At 73.6% G+C, this 19,657-nt stretch carries 10 protein-coding genes; 6 read left to right on the forward strand and 4 right to left on the reverse strand.

What is annotated here, in order from left to right:
- Nucleotides 1-87 precede the first annotated feature (87 nt).
- Together ACYVLJ_RS17920 and ACYVLJ_RS17925 are read right to left on the reverse strand one after the other, a co-directional pair.
- Nucleotides 88-1,092, reverse strand: coding sequence for a LacI family DNA-binding transcriptional regulator (locus ACYVLJ_RS17920; RefSeq protein ID WP_460439442.1), 1,005 nt, complete (start codon nt 1,090-1,092; stop codon nt 88-90).
- Between the two features lie 50 nt (nt 1,093-1,142).
- Nucleotides 1,143-2,534, reverse strand: coding sequence for an amino acid permease (locus ACYVLJ_RS17925; RefSeq protein ID WP_460439443.1), 1,392 nt, complete (start codon nt 2,532-2,534; stop codon nt 1,143-1,145).
- A 159-nt stretch (nt 2,535-2,693) separates the two neighbouring features.
- Between ACYVLJ_RS17925 and ACYVLJ_RS17930 the strand changes: the two genes are divergently transcribed.
- On the forward strand, nt 2,694-3,599 hold the full coding sequence (locus ACYVLJ_RS17930; RefSeq protein WP_451972983.1) for a glutaminase: 906 nt from the start codon (nt 2,694-2,696) through the stop codon (nt 3,597-3,599).
- A gap of 1 nt (nt 3,600) precedes the next feature.
- Here the strand turns inward: ACYVLJ_RS17930 and ACYVLJ_RS17935 are convergent, their stop codons facing one another.
- Nucleotides 3,601-4,218 (reverse strand): helix-turn-helix transcriptional regulator, encoded by a 618-nt coding sequence (locus tag ACYVLJ_RS17935; protein WP_460439444.1) that lies wholly within the window; start codon nt 4,216-4,218, stop codon nt 3,601-3,603.
- Nucleotides 4,215-5,354 (reverse strand): threonine synthase, encoded by a 1,140-nt coding sequence (locus ACYVLJ_RS17940; protein WP_460439445.1) that lies wholly within the window; start codon nt 5,352-5,354, stop codon nt 4,215-4,217. Before ACYVLJ_RS17940 ends, ACYVLJ_RS17935 begins: the two co-directional genes overlap by 4 nt.
- 769 nt (nt 5,355-6,123) lie before the next feature.
- Here ACYVLJ_RS17940 and ACYVLJ_RS17945 point away from each other — a divergent pair.
- From ACYVLJ_RS17945 to ACYVLJ_RS17965, 5 genes are read left to right on the forward strand one after another with little or no spacing between them, the layout of a single operon-like run.
- Nucleotides 6,124-13,053, forward strand: a complete 6,930-nt coding sequence (locus ACYVLJ_RS17945) for an SDR family NAD(P)-dependent oxidoreductase (RefSeq protein ID WP_460439446.1) — start codon at nt 6,124-6,126, stop codon at nt 13,051-13,053.
- A 5-nt stretch (nt 13,054-13,058) separates the two neighbouring features.
- Entirely contained in the window at nt 13,059-17,345 is a 4,287-nt protein-coding gene (locus ACYVLJ_RS17950; RefSeq protein ID WP_460439447.1) for a beta-ketoacyl synthase N-terminal-like domain-containing protein, read from the forward strand.
- Nucleotides 17,342-17,647, forward strand: coding sequence for an acyl carrier protein (locus ACYVLJ_RS17955; protein ID WP_460439448.1), 306 nt, complete (start codon nt 17,342-17,344; stop codon nt 17,645-17,647). The genes ACYVLJ_RS17950 and ACYVLJ_RS17955 overlap by 4 nt, the downstream gene beginning before the upstream one ends.
- Nucleotides 17,644-18,450: an alpha/beta fold hydrolase gene (locus ACYVLJ_RS17960; RefSeq protein WP_451972971.1), complete on the forward strand. Its 807-nt coding sequence runs from the start codon at nt 17,644-17,646 to the stop codon at nt 18,448-18,450. Before ACYVLJ_RS17955 ends, ACYVLJ_RS17960 begins: the two co-directional genes overlap by 4 nt.
- Nucleotides 18,450-19,619 (forward strand): glycosyltransferase, encoded by a 1,170-nt coding sequence (locus tag ACYVLJ_RS17965; RefSeq protein WP_460439618.1) that lies wholly within the window; start codon nt 18,450-18,452, stop codon nt 19,617-19,619. Before ACYVLJ_RS17960 ends, ACYVLJ_RS17965 begins: the two co-directional genes overlap by 1 nt.
- Nucleotides 19,620-19,657 lie beyond the last annotated feature (38 nt).

Here is a 19,657-nt window from a genome sequence, read left to right on the forward strand (position 1 = left end):
GCGTCCTTCCGACCGCTCGTGAACGCTCCCGTGAACGTTCACGGCTATCCGGCAGTGTGCTCGGCGGCGGGCCGGGGTGTCAAGGAATCAGGCGGATTCGCGCAGGTGGAGCCCGGCGCGGACGACCAGCTCGCCGGGGCCGGCGGGCGCGGCACCGGTGACGAGCCGCGCCGCTTCGCCGACGGCCAGCGCGCCGAGCGCGCGGGTGTCGAGCGCGACGCTCGAGAGCTCCGGGTCGACGAGGGTCCCGAGCGCCAGCCCGTCGAACCCGATCACCGCGAGGTCGGCGGGGACGCGCAGGCCGAACCGGCGCGCTTCGCGCAGCGCGCCGATGGCGATCACGTCGTTGAAGGCGAACACCGCGGTGACGTCGGGGTGGGCGGCGAGCAGGTTCGCGAGCGCCGCGCCACCGCCGTCGACGGTCTGGGCGGCGCGGGTGATCCACCCGGGCGCGACGCCGACGCCGTGCTCCGCGGCGGCCCGCAGGAACCAGGTCTGCCGGATGCTGGGCCCGGGCCGGCGGTCGTGGTCGAGCATCCCGATCCGCCGGTGCCCGCGCGAGACCAGGTGGGCGACGGCCTCGCGGACGCCGTCCTCGCCGTCGATCCCGATGCCGCTGAACCGGGCGGTGCGCGGCTCGCGGCCGATCAGCACCACCGGGACGCCCGGGGTGAACCGGTCGAGGTCTGCCTCGGACCGGCTGAAGTACCCGACGACCGCGTCGACCTGGGTGCCGATCACGCGGAGCGTGGCGAGCTCCTGCTCGAGGTCGTCGGCGGTGTCGTAGACGACGACGTGCCAGCCGCGGGCCCGAGCCGCTTCGAGTGCTCCGGACGCGACCTCGGTGAAGAAGGGGTTGAGCAGGTCCGGCACCACCAGGCCGATGGTGGTGGTGTCGGGCCGGACGAGGCCGCGGGCGAACCGGCTCGGGCGGTACCCGAGCTCCCGGGCGGCGTCGAGGACGCGCTGCTTGGTCGAGCCGTCGATCTCGGCCTTGTCGTTCAGCGCGCGTGACACGGTCTGCCGGGAGACGCCGGCCGAGCGGGCGACGTCGTGGATCGTCACCCGCCGGGGTTCCGTGCTCGAGGACACCGCCCACCTCCCTGTCCGGGAGACGAGTATGCCCGCCCGCGGCCGGACCGCTACCCGAGCGGGGTGCGCTGCCGCCGCTTGGACACGAAGCGCCAGCCGACCGCCAGCACCACGACCAGCACCGGGATCGAGTAGAACGCGATCTTCTCCGCGCCGTCGGAGAAGCCCATCAGGACCACCACCAGCGCGAGGAACGCCAGCGTCGCCCAGCCCGAGTACGGCGCCCACGGCATCCGGTACGACGGCCGTTCGACCTCGCCGCGCAGCGCCGCCTGCCGCAGCCGCATCTGGCAGAACACCAGCGTCGCCCACGTCGTGATGACACCCAGTGACGCGATCGCGATGGCGATGTCGAACGCGTCCTTCGGCACCAGGTAGTTCAGGACGACGCCGAGCAGGTACGCGACCGACGTGAACAGGATGCCGCCGTAGGGCACGTGACGGCCGCTCATCCGGCCCACGAACGACGGCGCTTCGCCGCGGTCGGCCAGCGCGCGCAGCACCCGGCCGGTGGAGTAGAGCCCGGAGTTGACGCTCGAGAGCGCCGCGGTGAGCACGACCGCGTTCATCACGTCGCCGATGCCCGGGATGCCGAGGCGCGAGAACACCGTGACGAACGGGCTCTCGTCGCCGCTGTAGAACGGCCAGGGCAGCAGCATCGCCAGCATCAGCACCGAGCCGACGTAGAACACGCCGATCCGCCACACCACGCCGTTGATCGCCTTCGGCAGGACCTTGCGCGCGTCCTTGGTCTCGCCGGCCGCGATGCCGACGACCTCGATGGCCGAGTAGGCGAAGATGACGGCCTGCAGCGTCATCAGCGCGATGCCGATGCCGGCCGGGAAGAATCCACTGTGGTCGGTCAGGTTGTGCACGCCGGCCGGGGTGCCGCCGATGTCGGCGCTGGTGAGCACCAGGCCGACCGCGGTGACCAGGAAGACGACGATGGCCAGGACCTTGACCACCGAGAACCAGAACTCCAGCTCGCCGAACAGCTTCACCGAAAGCAGGTTCACCGCCAGCAGCACGCCGAGGGCGACCAGCGCGGTGATCCACTGCGGCACGTCCGGCAGCCACTTGTGCACGTAGATCGCGACCGCGGTGATCTCCGCGATCCCGGTCATCGCCCAGTTCACCCAGTACATCCAGCCGGACGCGAAGCCGGCCCACGGCCCGATGAACTTCCGCGCGTAGGTGACGAAGCTGCCCGAGCTCGGCTCGTGCAGGACGAGCTCGCCGAGCGCGCGCATCACGAAGTAGGCGGCCACCCCGCAGATCGCGTACGAGAAGATCAGCGACGGCCCGACCTGGTGGAGCTTGCCGCCGGCGCCGAGGAAGAGCCCGACGCCGATCGCGCCGCCGATGGCGATCATCTGCACTTGGCGGTTGCCCAGTGCTTTCGAGTAGCTTTCACCTTTTTCGGTGAGGAGCGAGGAATCCATGGTTCACGGACGCTAGAGGTTGTGCGGCAAGTCACCAAGCACCATAAGGAAGACTTAAGGTGTGCCGGAGATCACCACTGGCATTTCGCTGGTACCAGCCGGTTTCGATTTGACAGGGCCGCTGTGCGTCCGGGCCGGCGCGGCTCCTACGCTACGGGCGTGGACCTCGCGGCGCTGCTGGACCGGATCGCCGACGACGTCGCGCCGGAGGTCGGCCGCGGCGCCGTCGCGGACTACATCCCCGCGCTGGCCCGGATCGAGCCGCGCCGGTTCGGCATGGCGGTGGCCGAAGTGGACGGTGCGGTGCACGGCGTCGGCGACTGGCGGCAGCCGTTCTCGGTGCAGAGCATGTCCAAAGTGTTCACCCTCGCGCTGGTGCTGTCCCACGGCGACGACGTGTGGGCGAGGGTGGGCCGCGAGCCGTCCGGCGACCCGTTCAACTCCTTGGTGCAGCTGGAACACGAGGACGGCATCCCGCGCAACCCGTTCATCAACGCGGGCGCGCTGGTGGTGACCGACGAACTGGCCCGGCACGGCGACGCCGTGGCCGCGCTGCTCGCCTTCCTCCGCGAGGAAAGCGGCCGGCCGGACATCGCCGTCGACCCCGAAGTGGCGGCGTCGGAAGCCGACCACGCCGACCGCAACCGCGCCCTCGCCTACTTCATGGCTTCCTACGGGAACATGCGCCACCCGGTGCCGTCGGTGCTCGACCAGTACGTCCGGCAGTGCTCGATCGCGATGAGCTGCGCGGACGTCGCGCGCTCGGCGGTGTTCCTGGCCCGCCACGGCGTCCGCAACGACGGCAGCCGCCTGCTCGGGCTGAGCGCCGCGAAGCGGATCAACGCGGTGATGCTGACGTGCGGCACCTACGACGCGGCAGGCGAGTTCGCCTACCGGGTCGGCCTGCCGGGCAAGAGCGGCGTCGGCGGCGGGATCGTGGCGGTGGTGCCGGGCCGGTGCGCGGTGTGCGTGTGGAGCCCCGGCCTGGACGCGCGCGGGAACTCCGTGGCCGGGGTCGCCGCGCTCGACCGTTTCACGACGCTCACCGGCTGGTCGGTCTTCTGAGTCAGCGCAGGTAGTTGTAGACGCTCGCGCGGGAGATGCCGAGCAGGTCGGTCAGCGTCGGGACCGCGTTCTTCAGCTCCAGGAAGCCGCGTTCCTTCAGCGTGCGCACCAGCTCCTTCTTCGCCGCCGCCGGCATGCTGCGCGGGGTGTGGCCGCGCTCGGTCGCGTAGTCCTCGACCAGGGCACGCAGCTCGTCGCCGGTCCGGGCGCGCAGGCTCTCGACCAGCGGCGCCGGCTCGTCCGTGCGTGCGAGCCGGGTGAGCGCGCGGGCCGCCGAGCCCAGCAGGGAGACGTCGAGGTTGAGGCACAGGGCCGCGACGTACTCACCGCCGGAGTTGCGGATGCCGATCGACGTGCTCTTCGCCGGCCGGCCGTCGGGGAAGCGGTTCGGGTAGTTCTGCAGGACGTCCGGGAAGGCCGGGTCGGCGATCCGGGCCAGGCCCAGCTCGGTCGCCGGGTCGCCGACGGACCGCCCGGACAGCCCGCCTTCGACCGCGCGCACGGCGCGGGCCGGGTCGCGCAGGTCGTGCAGCACGACCTCGCACAGCCCGGGGAACATCCGCCCGACGGCCTGGGCGATCTTCTCCGCCTCCCGCAGCAGCAGCTCGTCCTCGGTCATCCGAGCAGCTCCCGCAGCTTGTCGGCCGCCTTGAGCCCGGACCCGGTCAGCACGACGACGGTGGTCTCGCCGGGCCGGATCGCGCCTCGCTCGCGGAAGACGTCGATCGCCGCGGCGGCGGTCGCGCTGGTCGGCTCGGCGTAGAGGCCGAGGGACGCCAGCCGCCGGGCGCCGGCCGCGATGGCGTCTTCGGCGATGGCCACGGTGTCCCCGCCGGAGCGCCGGAGGGCGGAAAGGACCTCCGGGAGCCGCACCGGCTGCCGGATCGCGGTGCCCTCGGCGACGGTCGGGGCGAACGGCGGGGGCTGCCGGTCGTGGAAGGCCGCGTCCAGGGGGGAGCAGTTGCGCGGCTGGGCGACGAGCAGGCGAGGTCGTCGCGTGATCGACCCGGCGGCCAGCAGCTCACCGAAGCCGAGGTCGCAGCCCAGCACGATGCTGCCCGCGCCGGCCACCGTGACGATGGCGTCCGGCGCGCGGTAGCCGAGGTCCTCCCACAGCTCGTAGGCCAGCGTCTTGGTGCCCTGCAGGAAGAACGGGTGCCAGTTGTGGCTCGCGTAGGTCGTTGCGGCCGAGCGGCGGACCGCTTCGGCCGCGGTGTCGTCGCGGGTGCCGGGCACCAGCTCGACGGTCGCGCCGTAGGCCCGGGCCTGCAGGACCTTCGCCGGGGACGTCCCCTCGGGCGCCAGGATGGTGGCCGCGACCCCGGCCGCGGCGCTGTAGGCGGCGACCGACGAGCCGCCGTTGCCGGAGCTGTCTTCCAGGAGCTCCTTCGCGCCGGCGCCGGCCACCGCGGAGACCATGACGCTCGAGCCGCGGTCCTTGAAGCTGCCGGTCGGGCTGAACCACTCGAGCTTGAACCGGACGTCGACGTCGCCCCAGGGTCGCTCGACCAGCGGCGTGCAGCCCTCGCCGAGCGAGACGGGGCGCAGGTCACCGGGCAGGGCGGCGCGGTAGCGCCAGAGCGACCGGACCCCGGTGTCGACGTCGCCGGGCGTGAGGCCGGGCAGCGGGGCGACGGTCAGCGGCGCGCCGTCGTCGCCCCGCCACCGCAGCGGGTCACCCGGGTAGCGCACCCCCGAGCGTTCGTCGGCGTACCAGTACTCCACAGCCACCTCCATGCTGGACAGACTGTCCAAGTCTAGACGATAAGTATCGATTACCGGTGAGTACGCGAATCGCTTTCAGCTTCTTCTAAGGAAAATCTGTCACGGAAGAGTGGAAAATTCTTGTCGGCGAGCGACGTACCGCAGGACTGGAGGTACCGATGGTGTCCGGCTGAATACCCGGAGTCGTCCCTCGGTGTGCGATGCCGTCGTCGCCGGGAGACGGCCTGGGCCCGCCTCCCGGATCGCGTGAGCACGAGGAACCCACGACGTCCGGGAATCCACAGTGGACTCACGGGTGCGCGGCGGTGCGAATCGGAAGCGTTCCGGGGCTGCTTTCGGCTGTGGGTAAAAGTACCGGGGAATATTCGCCGGGCAATACGGAATTCCACGGTTTCCCTCTCGGTGGATCGCTCGGGAGTCGTGGCGGGTTTTACCGCCACGACCCTTTGTCGTGGCCACCGGGAAACGGCAGGACCGCCGAACGGCGTGGTCCGTGTGATCAGTCGCACTGCGACCACCGGGTGAGAAGGGCTTGCCCCATCTGGTGGTGTGTGCCAGTTCGGCCGCAGGTCCTGACCACTGTGGGCACCCCGTCGCGGCCGGAGAAGGGCAATCCGGTCGGTCTTCCCGGCGGGTGGAACGTGACGGCGACGTTAAATTCTTGCGTCTCCCGGCTGGTCGGTCTCGAATTTTCTGAACCGGCACGACGAAATCGCGGTGGGTTGTTGACGTAAGCGGTCGGAACCCGCTTAAGTACACCCCGTTACCCATCACCCTTTCGTGCGTAGCGGGAGTTCCCATGCGTGTCCGGAAAGCCGGCCGTGGACCGGCCGATCTGGTCGTCGCGGTGTCGCCGTTGCGGTGGCCGTCCGCGCGCGGGGTCGCGGCCGCCGCGCGCGGCGGCGCCCTGGGTGTGCTCGACCTGACCGGCGGCGCGGCCGCCGACGAACTCGCCCTGCTCGGCGAGTGGAACGTCCCGGTCTTCGGGGTCCGGCTGTCCCGGGTGGACGCCGACCTGCCCGAAGCCGCGACCACCGTCGTGCTGACCGAAGACTCCCCGTGCGCGCCTCGCGACTTCCCCGGCCGGCGGGTGCTGGCCGAGGTCACCAGCCGCGTGTCGGCGGCGCGGGCGGTCGCCGGCGGGGCCCACGGGCTGATCGCACGGGGTCACGAATGCGGCGGCCGGACGGGTGAGCTGAGCACGTTCGTGCTGCTTCAGGCTCTGCTCGCCGACGAAGGCCCCGACGTCCCGGTGTGGGCGGCGGGCGGGATCGGCCCGCACACCGCGGCCGCCGCGATCGCTGGTGGCGCCGCGGGCGTCGTCGTCGACACCCAGCTCGCGCTGCTCCCGGAAGCCGAACTTCCGTCGGCCCTGACGAGTGCGGTCACCGGGCTCGACGGCTCGGAGACCGTCGTCGTCGACGGGGTGCGAGTGCTCGCGCGGCGGGGCACCGAGGCGATCGAAGCCGGACAGGACGTCTTCCTCGCGACCCGGTTCCGGGACCGCTGGGGCACGGTGACCACGGCGGTGCGCGGCCTGCGCGACGCCGTCGTCGACGCGCTGAGTGCCGAAACCGCCGTCCTGGGCCCGGAAACGGCGGGCAGCCGCGCGCTCGGCACGGCGCTGCCGATCGCCCAGGGCCCGATGACCCGGGTGAGCGACCAGCCCGCGTTCGCCGCCGAAGTCGCCGCGGGCGGGGCACTGCCGTTCATCGCACTGGCCCTGTCCGGTCCGCAGCAGACCCGCGACGTCCTGGAGCGGACCCGCGAAGCCGTCGACGGCGCGCCGTGGGGTGTCGGCGTCCTCGGGTTCGCCGCCGACGACGTCAAGGCCGCGCAGCTCGAAGTGATCCGGGAGCTGCGGCCCACCCACGCGATCATCGCCGGCGGCCGCCCGGCCCAGGCCGCGGCTTTGGAAGACGCCGGGATCTCCACCTTCCTGCACGTCCCTTCGCCCGGACTACTGAAGCAGTTCCTGGAAGCCGGGGCGCGCAAGTTCGTCTTCGAAGGCTCGGAATGCGGCGGGCACGTCGGGCCCCGCACCAGCTTCCCGTTGTGGGAGGCGCAACTCGGCGTGCTCGCCGACTTCCTCGCCGCGAACCCGGCCCCGGACGTGCAGGTGCTGTTCGCGGGCGGGATCCACGACGAGCGGTCCGCGGCGATGGTCGCGGCGCTGGCGGCGCCGTTGGCGGACCGGGGTGCCGCGATCGGCGTGCTCATGGGCACGGCCTACCTGTTCACCCGTGAGGCGGTCGAGGCCGGGGCCGTGCTCCCGCAGTTCCAGCGTGAGCTGCTCGGTGCGGAGCAGACGGATCTGCTCGAGACCGCGCCCGGTCACGCGACGCGGTGCGTCCGCAGCCCGTTCACCGAGGAGTTCGCGGCCCTGAAGGCCGGCCTCGCCGAGCGGGGCGTGCCGAGCCGGGAAGCCTGGGAACAGCTGGAATCCCTGAACGTGGGCCGGTTGCGGCTGGCCAGCAAGGGGATCGAGCGCGTCGGCGACGACCTGCGTGACGTCGCCGAAGACCGGCAGCGGGCCGAAGGCATGTTCATGGCGGGCGAGGTCGCGGTCCTGCGCTCGGCCGTCACCACGATCGCCGACCTGCACACCGCGGTCGGCGAAGGCGCGAACGCGGTCCTGCGCGAGCGGGCCGCGGACTTCGGTGTCGTGACGCCGGAGCCGCCGGCGCCCGAGCCCCTCGACGTCGCCATCGTCGGGATGGCCTGCATGTTCCCGCAGGCACCCGACCTGGCCGCGTTCTGGGCGAACGTCCTGGCCGGTGCCGACGCCGTCACCGAAGTCCCGCCGCAGCGCTGGGACACCTCCCTGTACTACGACGCGGGCGGCCAGGGCGAGAAGACGCCGTCGCGGTGGGGTGGGTTCCTGCCGGAGATCGGGTTCGACCCGCTGAAGTACGGCATCCCGCCGTCGTCGCTGGCCAGCATCGAACCCGTGCAGCTGCTGGCGCTGGAAGCGGCCCACCGCGCGCTGGCCGACGCCGGCTACGCCGACCGGGCGTTCGACCGGGCGCGAACGTCCGTGGTGTTCGGCGCCGAAGCGGGCAGCGACCTGTCGAACGCGATGAGCCTGCGGACCGTCCTGCCGTCCTATGTGGGCGAACTGCCGTCCGAACTGGACGAACGGCTGCCGCGGATCACCGAGGACTCCTTCCCGGGCGTGCTGGCCAACGTCATCGCCGGGCGGATCGCCAACCGCCTCGACCTCGGCGGGGCGAACTACACCGTCGACGCCGCGTGCGCGTCCTCCCTGACGGCGGTCGACGTCGCCTGCAAGGAGCTGACCGCCGGCACCAGCGACCTCGTCCTCTGCGGTGGCGCGGATCTGCACAACGGCATCAACGACTACCTGCTGTTCGCCTCGGCGCACGCGCTCTCGCCGACCGGGCGCTCGGCGACGTTCGACAGCGCGGCCGACGGCATCGCGCTCGGCGAAGGCGTCGCCTGCGTCGCGTTGAAGCGGCTCGCGGACGCCGAACGCGACGGCGACCGCGTGTACGCCGTGATCAAGGGCGTCGGGGCGGCGTCCGACGGCCGCGCGCTGGGCTTGACGGCGCCGCGGCCGGAAGGCCAGCACACCGCGCTGACCAGGGCCTATCACAACGCGGGGGTGTCGCCCGCGCGGGTCGGGCTGGTCGAGGCGCACGGCACCGGGACCGTCGTCGGCGACCGGACCGAGCTCGGCACGCTGACGAAGGTGTTCACCGAAGCCGGCGCCGCGCCCGGCGGCTGCACGATCGGCTCGGTGAAGTCCCAGATCGGGCACACCAAGTGCGCCGCGGGCCTGGCCGGGCTGATCAAGACCGCGCTCGCGCTGCACACCGGCGTCAAGCCGCCGACGCTGCACGTGTCGTCGCCGAACCCGGCGTGGGACGCGTCGACGAGCCCGTTCGTGTTCCAGTCGGCCGCGCAGCCGTGGACCGCGCCGCCCGCCGAGCGGATCGCCGGCGTCAGCGCGTTCGGCTTCGGCGGCACCAACTTCCACGTCGTGCTGAGCGCGCACGACGACGTCCCACCCGCGCAGACCGCCGCGGAGTGGCCGGCCGAGCTGTTCCTCTTCGGCACCGACGCGGCGGTTCGCGACCTGCTCGCCCTGGCGGGCGTCCCGGCCGGGCAGCAGCCGTGGCGGCTGCGGGACCTCGCGCTGGCCGCGTCGGTGCGGGCTCAGGGCCGGCCGGTCCGGTACGCCGTCGTCGCGTCCACTGTGGACGATCTGACCGAGCTCCTGCGCCAGGTGCTGGCCGGGCAGGACGCCCCGGGCCTGTTCCGCGCCGCGGACGACGAGCCGGGTGCGGTCGCGGTGCTGTTCCCCGGCCAGGGCAGCCAGCGGCCCGGCATGTTCGCCGACCTGTTCGTCGCCTTCCCCGAGCTGCAGCGGTACCTGCGGCTGGACCCGCCGACCGCCGACGTCGTGTTCGGCCCCGCGGTGTTCGGCGAGGCCGCGCGGCAGGAGCTGGCCGACCGCGTCACCGACACCCGCGTCGCCCAGCCCGCGCTCGGCCTGACCGGGCTGGCCGCGTTCCGGCTGCTGACCCGCGCCGGCGTGCGGCCCGCGATGCTCGGCGGGCACAGCTACGGCGAACTCACGGCCTTGGCCGCCGCGGGCGCGCTGACCCCCGAGGCGCTGCTGCACGCGAGCCACGCGCGGGCCGGCGCGATCGTCGACGCCATCCCGGACGGCGATCCGGGTGCGATGGCCGCGGTCTCGGCGTCCGCGTCGGAAGTGCTCGCGGTCCTGGATTCGCCTGCCGTCGTCCTGGCCAACCACAACTCACCCCGGCAGACGGTGATCTCCGGGCCGACCGCCGACGTCGAAGCCGCGGTCTCCCAGCTGCGCGCGGCCGGGCTCGGCGCGAAGCGGATTTCGGTCGCGTGCGCGTTCCACAGCCCGCTGGTGGCGCCCGCCGGGGACGCGTTCGGACGGACGCTCGAAGCGATCGGGGTCGTCGAGCCGGCGGTGCCGGTCTACGGCAACCGGACCGCGGCACCGTATCCGGCGGACCCGGACGGCATCCGCGGCGAGCTGGCCGCGCAGGTCGGGTCGCCGGTCCGGTTCGTCGAGCAGATCGAAGCGATGTACGCGGCCGGGGCGCGCGTGTTCGTCGAGGCCGGGCCGGGTTCGGTGCTGGCCAGGCAGATCGAGGCGATCCTGGGCGAGCGTCCCCATCGGACGGTCGGCTTCGAGCAGCCGGGCCGCCGCGGCCTGCCGGGTTTCCTCGGCGCGCTGGCGCAGCTGGCGGTGGCGGGTGTCCCGGTCGAGACCGGCTGGCTGTTCCGCGGCCGTGACGCGGTCGACGCGGCCGGCGCACCCCGGCCGAAACGTCCCGGGTGGACGGTCGACGGCCACCTCCTCCGCACGGCGGACGGCACGATCCCGGCCGGCGCCCTCCGCCCGGCCGAGCGGATCGCGCTGGCTTCGGTCACGCCGGCGGCCGGTTCGTCGGAGGAGATGGTCGCGGACTTCCTGCGCACGAGCCGCGAGATGATCGCCGCCCAGCGCGACGTGCTGCTGGGCTTCCTCGGCAGCGACGCACCGGTGCCGGTGTCGATCCCGGTGGTCGAGGCTTTGCCACCGGCCGTCCCGGTCGCGGCTCCGGTTCCGGCCGAGCGGCCGGTTCTGGACACGATCGTCGAGGTGATCGGGGAGCGGACGGGCTATCCGGTGGACATGATCGAGCCTGATCTCGATCTGGAAGCCGACTTGAGCGTGGACTCGATCAAGCGTGCGGAGATCGCGGGCGAACTGGCTGCACGGCTGGGCCTGGCGGGCGGCGACGTCGAGGAGTTCGCCAAGGCCCGCACGGCCGCGGCCATCGCCGCACTGATCGGCGACCGCCGTCCCGAGGTGGCTGTCGCCGACCTTGCGGAACGCTCGGTGCTGGACACCGTCGTGGCGGTGATCGGGGAGCGGACGGGCTATCCGGTGGACATGATCGAGCCGGACCTCGATCTGGAAGCCGACCTGAGCATCGACTCGATCAAGCGCGCGGAGATCGCGGGGGAGCTGACCGTTCGCCTGGGCGCGGGTGAGGTCGAGGAACTCGCCAAGGCCCGGACAGCGGCCGGGATCGCGGAGGTGCTGGACGCCGGTGCCAGCAGGCCGGGGCCGGCAGCAGCCGGGCCGCCGACCGCGCCGGAGGCGGAGGTAGCCGGGCCCGCCGGGTCAGGGGCGCCTGGACAGTCGGCCGAGTCGGGGCCGGTGGCCGCCGCGACGGGCCCGGTGGTCGCCACGCCCGCCGGGGAGGCGGTCGGCGCATCGAGGCCGGTGGCGGCCGCGCAGCCGGTGTCGGTAGCTGGGCGGTCGGCGGCGCCGGAGCGAACGGCTGCTGGGCCCGAGCCCGTGATCGTCGCGCCGAAGCGGTATGTCATGACCGAGTTCGAGCTTTCCCCCGCCGGTGTGCCCGACCTCTCCGGCCGCCGGTTCCTCGTGCTCGGCACCGGAACCCGAGCCGAGGCCGTCCGCGCCGAACTGGCCGCGCACGGGGCCGAAGCCGAGATCGGCCACGACGTCCGGCCCGGCTTCGACGGCTACCTGCACGTTCCTGACGGCGACCCCGTCCTGCCCGCCGCCTTCCCGATGTACCAGGCCGCGCTGGCCCAGCGGCCGAGGTGGCTCCTCACCGCCGGGCCGGCCGAGGGCCTCCGCGGCTTCTACCGCAGCGTCTCCCGCGAGTACCCGGACACGGTCGCCCGGATCGTCGAAGGCGCGGACGCCAACGGAATCGTCGCCGAGCTGTCCACAGTGGACCGCGAACCCGTGGTGCTCCGGAACGAGAACACCAGGCGCGGGCTGAAGCCCGCCGAGGAGAACCTCGGCCTGCTCGGCAGCAGCGGCGCGGGCCCGGCCGGGGACGGCGCCGCCGAGGCCACGGCCATCGGGCTCGACCGGGAGTCCGTCGTCCTGCTCGTCGGTGGGGCGAAGGGCATCACCGCCCGGTTCGCCAAGACGCTCGCCGCGGCGGCGCGGTGCCGCGTCGAACTCCTCGGCCGGACGCCCGTCCCGGCGGACGAAGACGAGTACCCGCACGCCACGGACGCCAAGGAACTCCGCGCCGCGCTGATCGCGAGCGGTCTGCGCAAGCCCGCCGAGATCGAGCGGACCGTCCGCCGGATCCAAGGCGAACGTGAAGTCCGCAGCACTCTTCGCGAGCTGGCCGCCCTCGGCAGCCCGGTGCGCTACCAGTCCGTCGACATGCTCGACGCCGAAGCCGTGCACCGGGCGGTCAAGGAGATCCACGCCGAGCACGGCCGCCTCGACGGGATCGTCTACGCGGCCGGCGTGATCGAGGACAAGCTCGTCGCCGAGAAGACGGCGGAGTCCTTCACCCGCGTCTACGGCACGAAGGTCGACGGCGCCCGGACGCTGCTGGACGCGACCGCCGACCTGCCGGACGAGCCGAAGTTCGTCGTGCTGTTCGGCAGCATCGCCGCGACGCTCGGCAACCGCGGCCAGTCCGACTACGCCGCGGCCAACGACGCCCTCGAGCTCCTCGGCCGCCGGTGGCCCGCCGGTCGCGCGGTGACCGTCCACTGGGGACCGTGGGCGCCGACCGGCGACCACGACGGCATGGTCACGCCCGAGCTGATGCGCGACTACGCCCGCCGCGGCATCGAGCTGATCGACCCGGAGGAGGGCACGCTCGGGCTGCTGCGCGAGCTGGCCTGGGGCCGCCCGGACGTCTCCGCCGTCGTCCACACGGCTTCCGGGTGGTGACCGACATGCGCGTGGCCATCGTCGGGATGTCCGTCCTGCTGCCCGGCGCCCCGGACCTCGCGGCGTACTGGCGCAACCTCGTCGGCGGGGTCGACGCGATCACCGAGGTGCCGCCGGAAAAGTGGGACGGCCTGCACTACGCGCCGGACGAGCGGCGCGCCGACCGGGTCTACTGCCGCCGCGGCGGGTTCGTCGACGAACTGGCCGAAGTGGACGTCACCGGGTTCGGGATCATGCCGAACTCCGTGCCCGCCACCGAACCCGACCAGCTGATCGCCCTGCGGGTCGCGGCCCAGGCCGTCGCGGACGCGGGTGGCCCGGACCGGCTGCCCGCCGACCGGGCGCGGGTCGGCGTCGTCCTCGGGCGCGGCGGCTACCTGACGCCGGGGCTGGTCCGGCTCGACCAGCGCGTCCGCACGGCGACCCAGCTCGTCCGGACGCTCGGCGAGCTGATGCCCGAGCTCGGCGCGGACAAGCTCGACGCCGTCCGGCAGGCGTTCACCGACCAGCTCGGCCCCGAGGCCCCGGAGTCGGCGATCGGGCTCGTGCCGAACCTGGCCGCGTCCCGGCTGGCCAACCGCCTCGACCTGCGCGGGCCCGCGTACACAGTGGACGCCGCGTGCGCGTCGTCGCTGATCGCCGTCGACCACGCCGTCCGGGAGCTGGCCTCCGGCCGCTGCGACGTCGTGCTCGCCGGTGGCGTCCACCACTGCCACGACATCACGTTCTGGAGCGTGTTCACGCAGCTCGGCGCGCTGTCGCCGAGCGAGCGCATCCGGCCGTTCCACCGCGACGCCGACGGCGTGCTCATCGGCGAGGGCACCGGCGTCGTCGTGCTCAAACGGCTCGCCGACGCCGAACGCGACGGCGACCGCGTGTACGCCGTGATCACCGGCACCGGCGTCGCCTCCGACGGGCGGACCGCGAGCCTGGCCAACCCGGACTCCGGCGGCCAGGTCCGGGCCGTGCGCCAGGCGTGGGCGGCGGCGGGCCTCGACCCCGCCGAGCCGGACTCGCTCGGGCTCCTCGAAGCGCACGGCACCGCGACCCCGGCCGGCGACGCGGCCGAACTCGCCACGCTCGAGGAGGTCTTCGGGAGCACGGGGAGCGCGGTCCTCGGGTCGGTCAAGTCGATGATCGGGCACACGATGCCCGCGGCCGGGATCGCCGGGCTGGTCAAGGCGGCACTGGCCGTGCACCACGGCGTCCTGCTGCCCACCCTGCACTGCGACGACCCGCACCCCGCGCTCGAGAAGACCCGGTTCTCCACTTTGGACACCGCGGCACCGTGGGACGCGGCCGTCCGCCGGGCCGGGGTCAACGCGTTCGGCTTCGGCGGGATCAACGCCCACGTCGTGGTGGAGCAGGCCCCGGACCGGCCGGCACCCGCCGTCGTCGTGCGGGAGCCGGAGCGCGTGCTGCGCATCGCCGCACCGACCGTCGACGCGCTGAGGACCGTCCTTTCCGGACCGGACCGCGCGGTCCTCGCCGCGCCCGAAGGAACCGGACCGGTCCGCCTCGGCATCGTCGACCCGACGGAGAAGCGGCTGGCCCTGGCCCGCAAGGCCGTCGGCCGCGGCCGGCCGTGGCGCGGCCGCAACGACGTCTGGTTCGCCGACCGCCCGCTCCTCGGCCCCGGCGGCGGAAAGCTCGCCTTCGTGTTCCCGGGGCTGGAGGCGGAACTCGCGCTGAACTGCGGCGATGTCGCCCGCCATTTCGGCCTGCCGTGGGACCACCCCGACGCCGCGGTCGGCGACGTCGGCCGTCAGGGCACCGCGGTGTTCGAACTGGGCCGCCTCCTCGATGCCGCTCTCGGCCGGCTGGGTGTGGTGCCGGACGCGCTCGCCGGTCACAGCCTCGGCGAATGGACGGCGATGGCCGCGGCCGGCCTGCACGCCATCGAGGAGGTCGACGAGTTCCTCGCCGGGTTCGACCCGGACGCCCTGGAGGTACCCGGCCTGGCGTTCGCCGCGGTCGGCGCCCCCGCGGCGAAGGTGCTCGCCGCGCTCGACGGCCGTGAAGACGTCGTCCTCTCGCACGACAACGCCCCGAACCAGGCGATGCTCTGCGGCCCGGAGGCGGCGGTCGACGACCTGGTGGCGCAGTTCCGGGCCGGCGGGATCGTCGCCCAGGTGCTGCCGTTCCGGTCCGGCTTCCACACGCCGATGCTGCGGCCCTACCTCGGCCCGATCCGCGCGGCGGCCGAACGGTTCACCCTGCACCCGCCGAAGATCCCGGTCTGGTCGGCGACCACGGTGTCGGAGTACCCGGCCGGGGAGGCGGCCGTGCGCGAGCTGTTCGTGCGGCACCTGCTCGAGCCGGTGCGGTTCCGCCCGCTCGTCGAGGAGCTGCACGCGGCCGGGTTCCGGGCGTTCGTGCAGGTCGGCGCCGGGCAGCTCGGCTCGCTGATCGGAGACACCCTGCACGGGCGGGAGCACCTGGTCGTCTCGGCGCACTCGCCGCACCGGCCCGGGCTCGCCCAGCTGCTGCGCGTGGCGACGGCGCTGTGGGCCGACGGCGCCGACGTCGACACGGCGGCGCTGCCAGGGCAGGCCCGGGCGCCCCGCAAGGCCGTCAAGCTCGACCTCGGCGGCCGGCTGATCTCCCTCGACGAACGCACCCGCGCGCAGGTGCGGCTGCCTCGGCATTCCCCAGTGGACACGCTGGCCGGCAAGGGCCCGCTGGCCGCGGAGTTCGCCGCGCTGCTGGCGGACACCGCCGACCTCGCCTCGACCGTGCTCAGCCGGCGGACCGCACCCCGCAGGCTTCCTCCGCCGACCGAACTGCGGACCACTTTGGACGTGTCGGTCGACGCGATGCCCTACCTGCTCGACCACTGCTTCTTCAAGCAGCCCCCGCAGGCCGACCCGGGTGACCGCTGGCCGGTCGTGCCGGCGACCACGGTGATCGACCACTTGATGGGCTTCGCCGAGCAGGCCGCGCCGGGCCGCCGCGCGGTCGCGGTGCACGACGTCCGGCTGACCCAGTGGATCACCGCGGTCCCGGCGAGCAGCGTGGGCGTGCGCGTCCGGCCGCAGGGCCCCGACCGGGTGCTGGCCTCGCTCGAGGGTTACTCCGAGGCCGTCGTGGAACTCGCCCCGGCCTATCCGGCCACCGCGCCCGCGCCGTGGCGGTTCCCGGCGGATGCGGAACGAGTCCCGGAGACCGCGGCCGCCCAGCTGTATGACGAACGCTGGATGTTCCACGGCCCCCGGTTCCAGGGCGTCACCGAGCTGACGGCCGTCGGGGAGCGGCACGTCCGCGCCGTTCTGACGACGCCCGCGGCTCCCGGAGCGCTGCTCGACAACGTCGGCCAGGTGCTCGGCTACTGGATCATGGCGCAGCTGACCGAGCGCACGACGGTGTTCCCCGTCGGCATGCGCGAGATCCGGTTCCACGGCCCGCACCCGGCGCCGGGGACGCGCCTGGACTGCCTGGTCAAGATCACGGGACTGACCGGCGAGTTCCTCGAGGCCGACATGCAGCTCGTCCACGACGGGCAGGTCTGGGCCGAGTTCACCGGCTGGCGCGACCGCCGGTTCGACAGCACCCCGCACATCCGGCAGGCCGACCGGACGCCCGAGCGGTCGACGCTCTCGCACGAGCAGCCCGGCGAGTGGGCGCTGGTTCACGAGCAGTGGCCGGACCTGGCCACCCGCGAGCTGATCATGCGCAACTACCTCGCCGGCGCCGAACGCGACGCCTACGACCACCGTCCGCCCCGCGGCCGGCGCCAGTGGCTGCTCGGCCGGATCGCCGCGAAGGACGCCGTCCGCCAGTTCTTCTGGGCCCGCGGCGAACCCGAGATGTTCCCGGCGGAGCTGCGGATCGGCAACGACGACGCCGGCCGCCCCCACGCGACGGGCGCGTACGGCCGCGACCTGCCGCCGGTGACGATCTCGATCGCCCACCGCGGCGAAGTCGGCGTCGCGATCGCCCGCCCCGCGCGCTGCGGCATCGACGTCGAAGAGGTCGTCCCGCGCGCCGAGTCCACTGTGGACGCCGCGCTCGGTGCGGGCGAGCAGGCCCTGTTCGCGGGCCTGACCGGCGACCCGGAACGCTGGTTCGCCCGCTTCTGGACGGCCAAGGAAGCCGTCTCGAAGCTGCTCGGCACCGGCCTGCGCGGCGAACCCCGCGCCTTCGAGGTCGTCGCGGCGGCGCCGGACGAGCTCACCGTCCGCGCCGCCGGCGCCGAGTACCGCGTGCACCTCACCGACGTCGAGAGCCTGCCGGGCGCACCGCCGCGCCGCTACGTCGTCGCCTGGACCGAAGAGAAGGAGACCGCCGAATGAGCATCGAGACCACGGCAGCCGCCGAGACGACCGTGCTCGCGCAGCTGACCGGCATGCTGCAGCAGCTGCTGGAGGAGTACGGCCTCGACGACGCCGAGATCACCATGGACACCACCTTCCACGACGACCTCGAGCTGGAGAGCGTCGACCTGGTGGCGCTGTCCGGGCAGCTGCGCGAGCACTACGGCGACCGCGTCAACTTCGCCACGTTCATCGCCGAGCGCGACCTCGAGGAGATCATCGCGCTGACCGTCGGCGAGCTCGTGTGCTACATCGTCGCCTCGCTGCGGGAGACGGCGTGAGCCGGATCCGGGCGGGCGAACTCGACGTCCACGTCCAGCGGCTCGCCCCCGAGGTACCACTCGACGGCGACGCGCCGATCGTCGTGTGCGTGCACGGCCTGCTCACCGACAGCCTGGCGAGCTACTACTTCACGCTCGGCCCGGCCTTCGCCGAGCGCGGCCTGGACGTGCTGATGTACGACCTGCGCGGGCACGGCCGCACGACGCGGCCGAAGTCCGGCTACCACCTCGAAGAGTTCGTCGGCGACCTCGTCGCGGTGCTCGACGCGTGCGACGTCACGCGGCCGGTGCACGTCGTCGGCAACTCGTTCGGCGCCTCGGTGGCGCTCGGGCTGGCCGCCGCCCGGCCGGACCGGGTGGCCAGCGTGATCGTGCTCGAAGGCGAGCCGCCGACGCCCGAGTGGACGCGGCACATGGCCGACGGCCTCGCCGACGCGAAAACCCGGCTGGCGATCGACGAGGTCATCGGCTGGATCGCCGACAACCACGGCGCGCACACCGCCCGGCTGTCCAAGGCGGCCAACAAGATCCTCCAGACGACCACGATCGCCGAAGACATCCCGCGCAGCGCGACGATCGACCCGGACCTCTCCGACGTCCGCTGCCCGGTCTTCGCGATCTTCGGCGGGGACTCGGGACTCGCCGCGCAGGTGCCGCACTTCGAAGCGCACCTCGCGCACTGCCGCTGCGTCGTGCTGCCCGACCAGGGGCACTCGGTGCTGGTCGAGCGGACTGCCGAGGTGATCGAGCTGGTCTTCGAATGGGTCCGCGACACTTCGCGCGTCCCGGTGCGGGCGCGGTAGTGGCCCGCTTCCTGTTCGTCGTGCCGCCGCTGGTCGGGCACGTCAACCCGGCCGCGGGCGTCGCGGCCGAACTCGCCGCGCGCGGCCACGAAGTCGCCTGGGCCGGGTACGAGGAGCTGCTGTGGCAGCTGGCCGGCCCGGACGCGCTCGTCTTCTCGTGCGCCCTGCCGGCCGGTGCCCCCGCGCGGCCGCCGGAGCTCAAGGGGCCCGCCGCGCTGCGGTTCCTCTGGGAGGACTTCCTCGTCCCGCTGGCCGACGCGATGGCACCGGGCGTCACCGCGGCGATCGAAGCGTTCGCCCCGCACGTGGTGGTCGCCGACCAGCAGGCCCTCGCGGGCGGGCTGCTGGCCGAGGCCCGCGGCCTGCCGTGGGTGACCTCGGCGACGACGTCGGCCGAGCTCGTCGACCCCCTCGCGGGCATGCCGAAGGTCGCGGACTGGGTCGGCTCGCTCGTCGACGGCCTTCGCGAGCGCATCGCGGGCGGGCGCGGGACGGCCGACCCGCGGTTCTCGCCGCACGGCGTCCTGGCGTTCACCACCCGCGAACTGCTCGGCGCGGCCACGCTGCCGCCGCGCGTCCGGCTCGTCGGGCCCGCGCTCGGCTCGCGCCCGTCCACAACGGACTTCCCGTGGGCGTGGCTCGACCCGCCGCGGCCGACCGTGCTCGTCTCGCTGGGCACGGCGAACACCGAAGCGGGCGCGAGCTTCCTGGCGGCGGCCGCGGCGGCGTTCGCGACGCTGGACGCGCGGGCGGTGATCGTCGACCCGGGCGACGCGCTCGACGCGGCGCCGCCCAACGTCCTGGTGCGGCCGCGGGTTCCGCAGCTGTCGCTGCTGCCGAGGGTGGACGCGGTGCTGTGCCACGCCGGCCACAACACGGTGTGCGAAGCCCTGTGGCACGGCCTGCCGCTGGTGGTCGCGCCGATCCGCGACGACCAGCCGGTCGTGGCGGCCCAGGTGGTCGCCGCGGGCGCGGGCATCCGGCTGCGCTTCGGCCGCGCCGGCGCGGACCGGATCGCGGCGGCGGTCGAACAGGTGCTGACCGAGCCGGCGTACCGGCGGGCGGCGGAGACCGTCGCCGCGTCGTTCCACGCCGCGGGCGGGAGCGCGGCGGCCGCCGGGCACCTGGAACAGCTCGCGCTGGAGAGCCTGGCCCACCCGAGGCCCTGAATGACGAAATTTACTTCGAAAAATCACCCGGTTACGGT

The sequence above is a fragment of the Amycolatopsis stemonae genome, from assembly GCF_054781455.1.

Excerpts from the sequence above, each read along its gene's own strand:
- ACYVLJ_RS17925 (WP_460439443.1), bottom strand. The coding sequence starts at position 2,534 with ATGGATTCCTCGCTCCTCACCGAAAAAGGTGAAAGCTACTCGAAAGCA.
- ACYVLJ_RS17945 (WP_460439446.1), top strand. The coding sequence starts at position 6,124 with ATGCGTGTCCGGAAAGCCGGCCGTGGACCGGCCGATCTGGTCGTCGCG.
- ACYVLJ_RS17955 (WP_460439448.1), top strand. The coding sequence starts at position 17,342 with ATGAGCATCGAGACCACGGCAGCCGCCGAGACGACCGTGCTCGCGCAG.
- ACYVLJ_RS17935 (WP_460439444.1), bottom strand. The coding sequence starts at position 4,218 with ATGACCGAGGACGAGCTGCTGCTGCGGGAGGCGGAGAAGATCGCCCAG.
- ACYVLJ_RS17950 (WP_460439447.1), top strand. The coding sequence starts at position 13,059 with ATGCGCGTGGCCATCGTCGGGATGTCCGTCCTGCTGCCCGGCGCCCCG.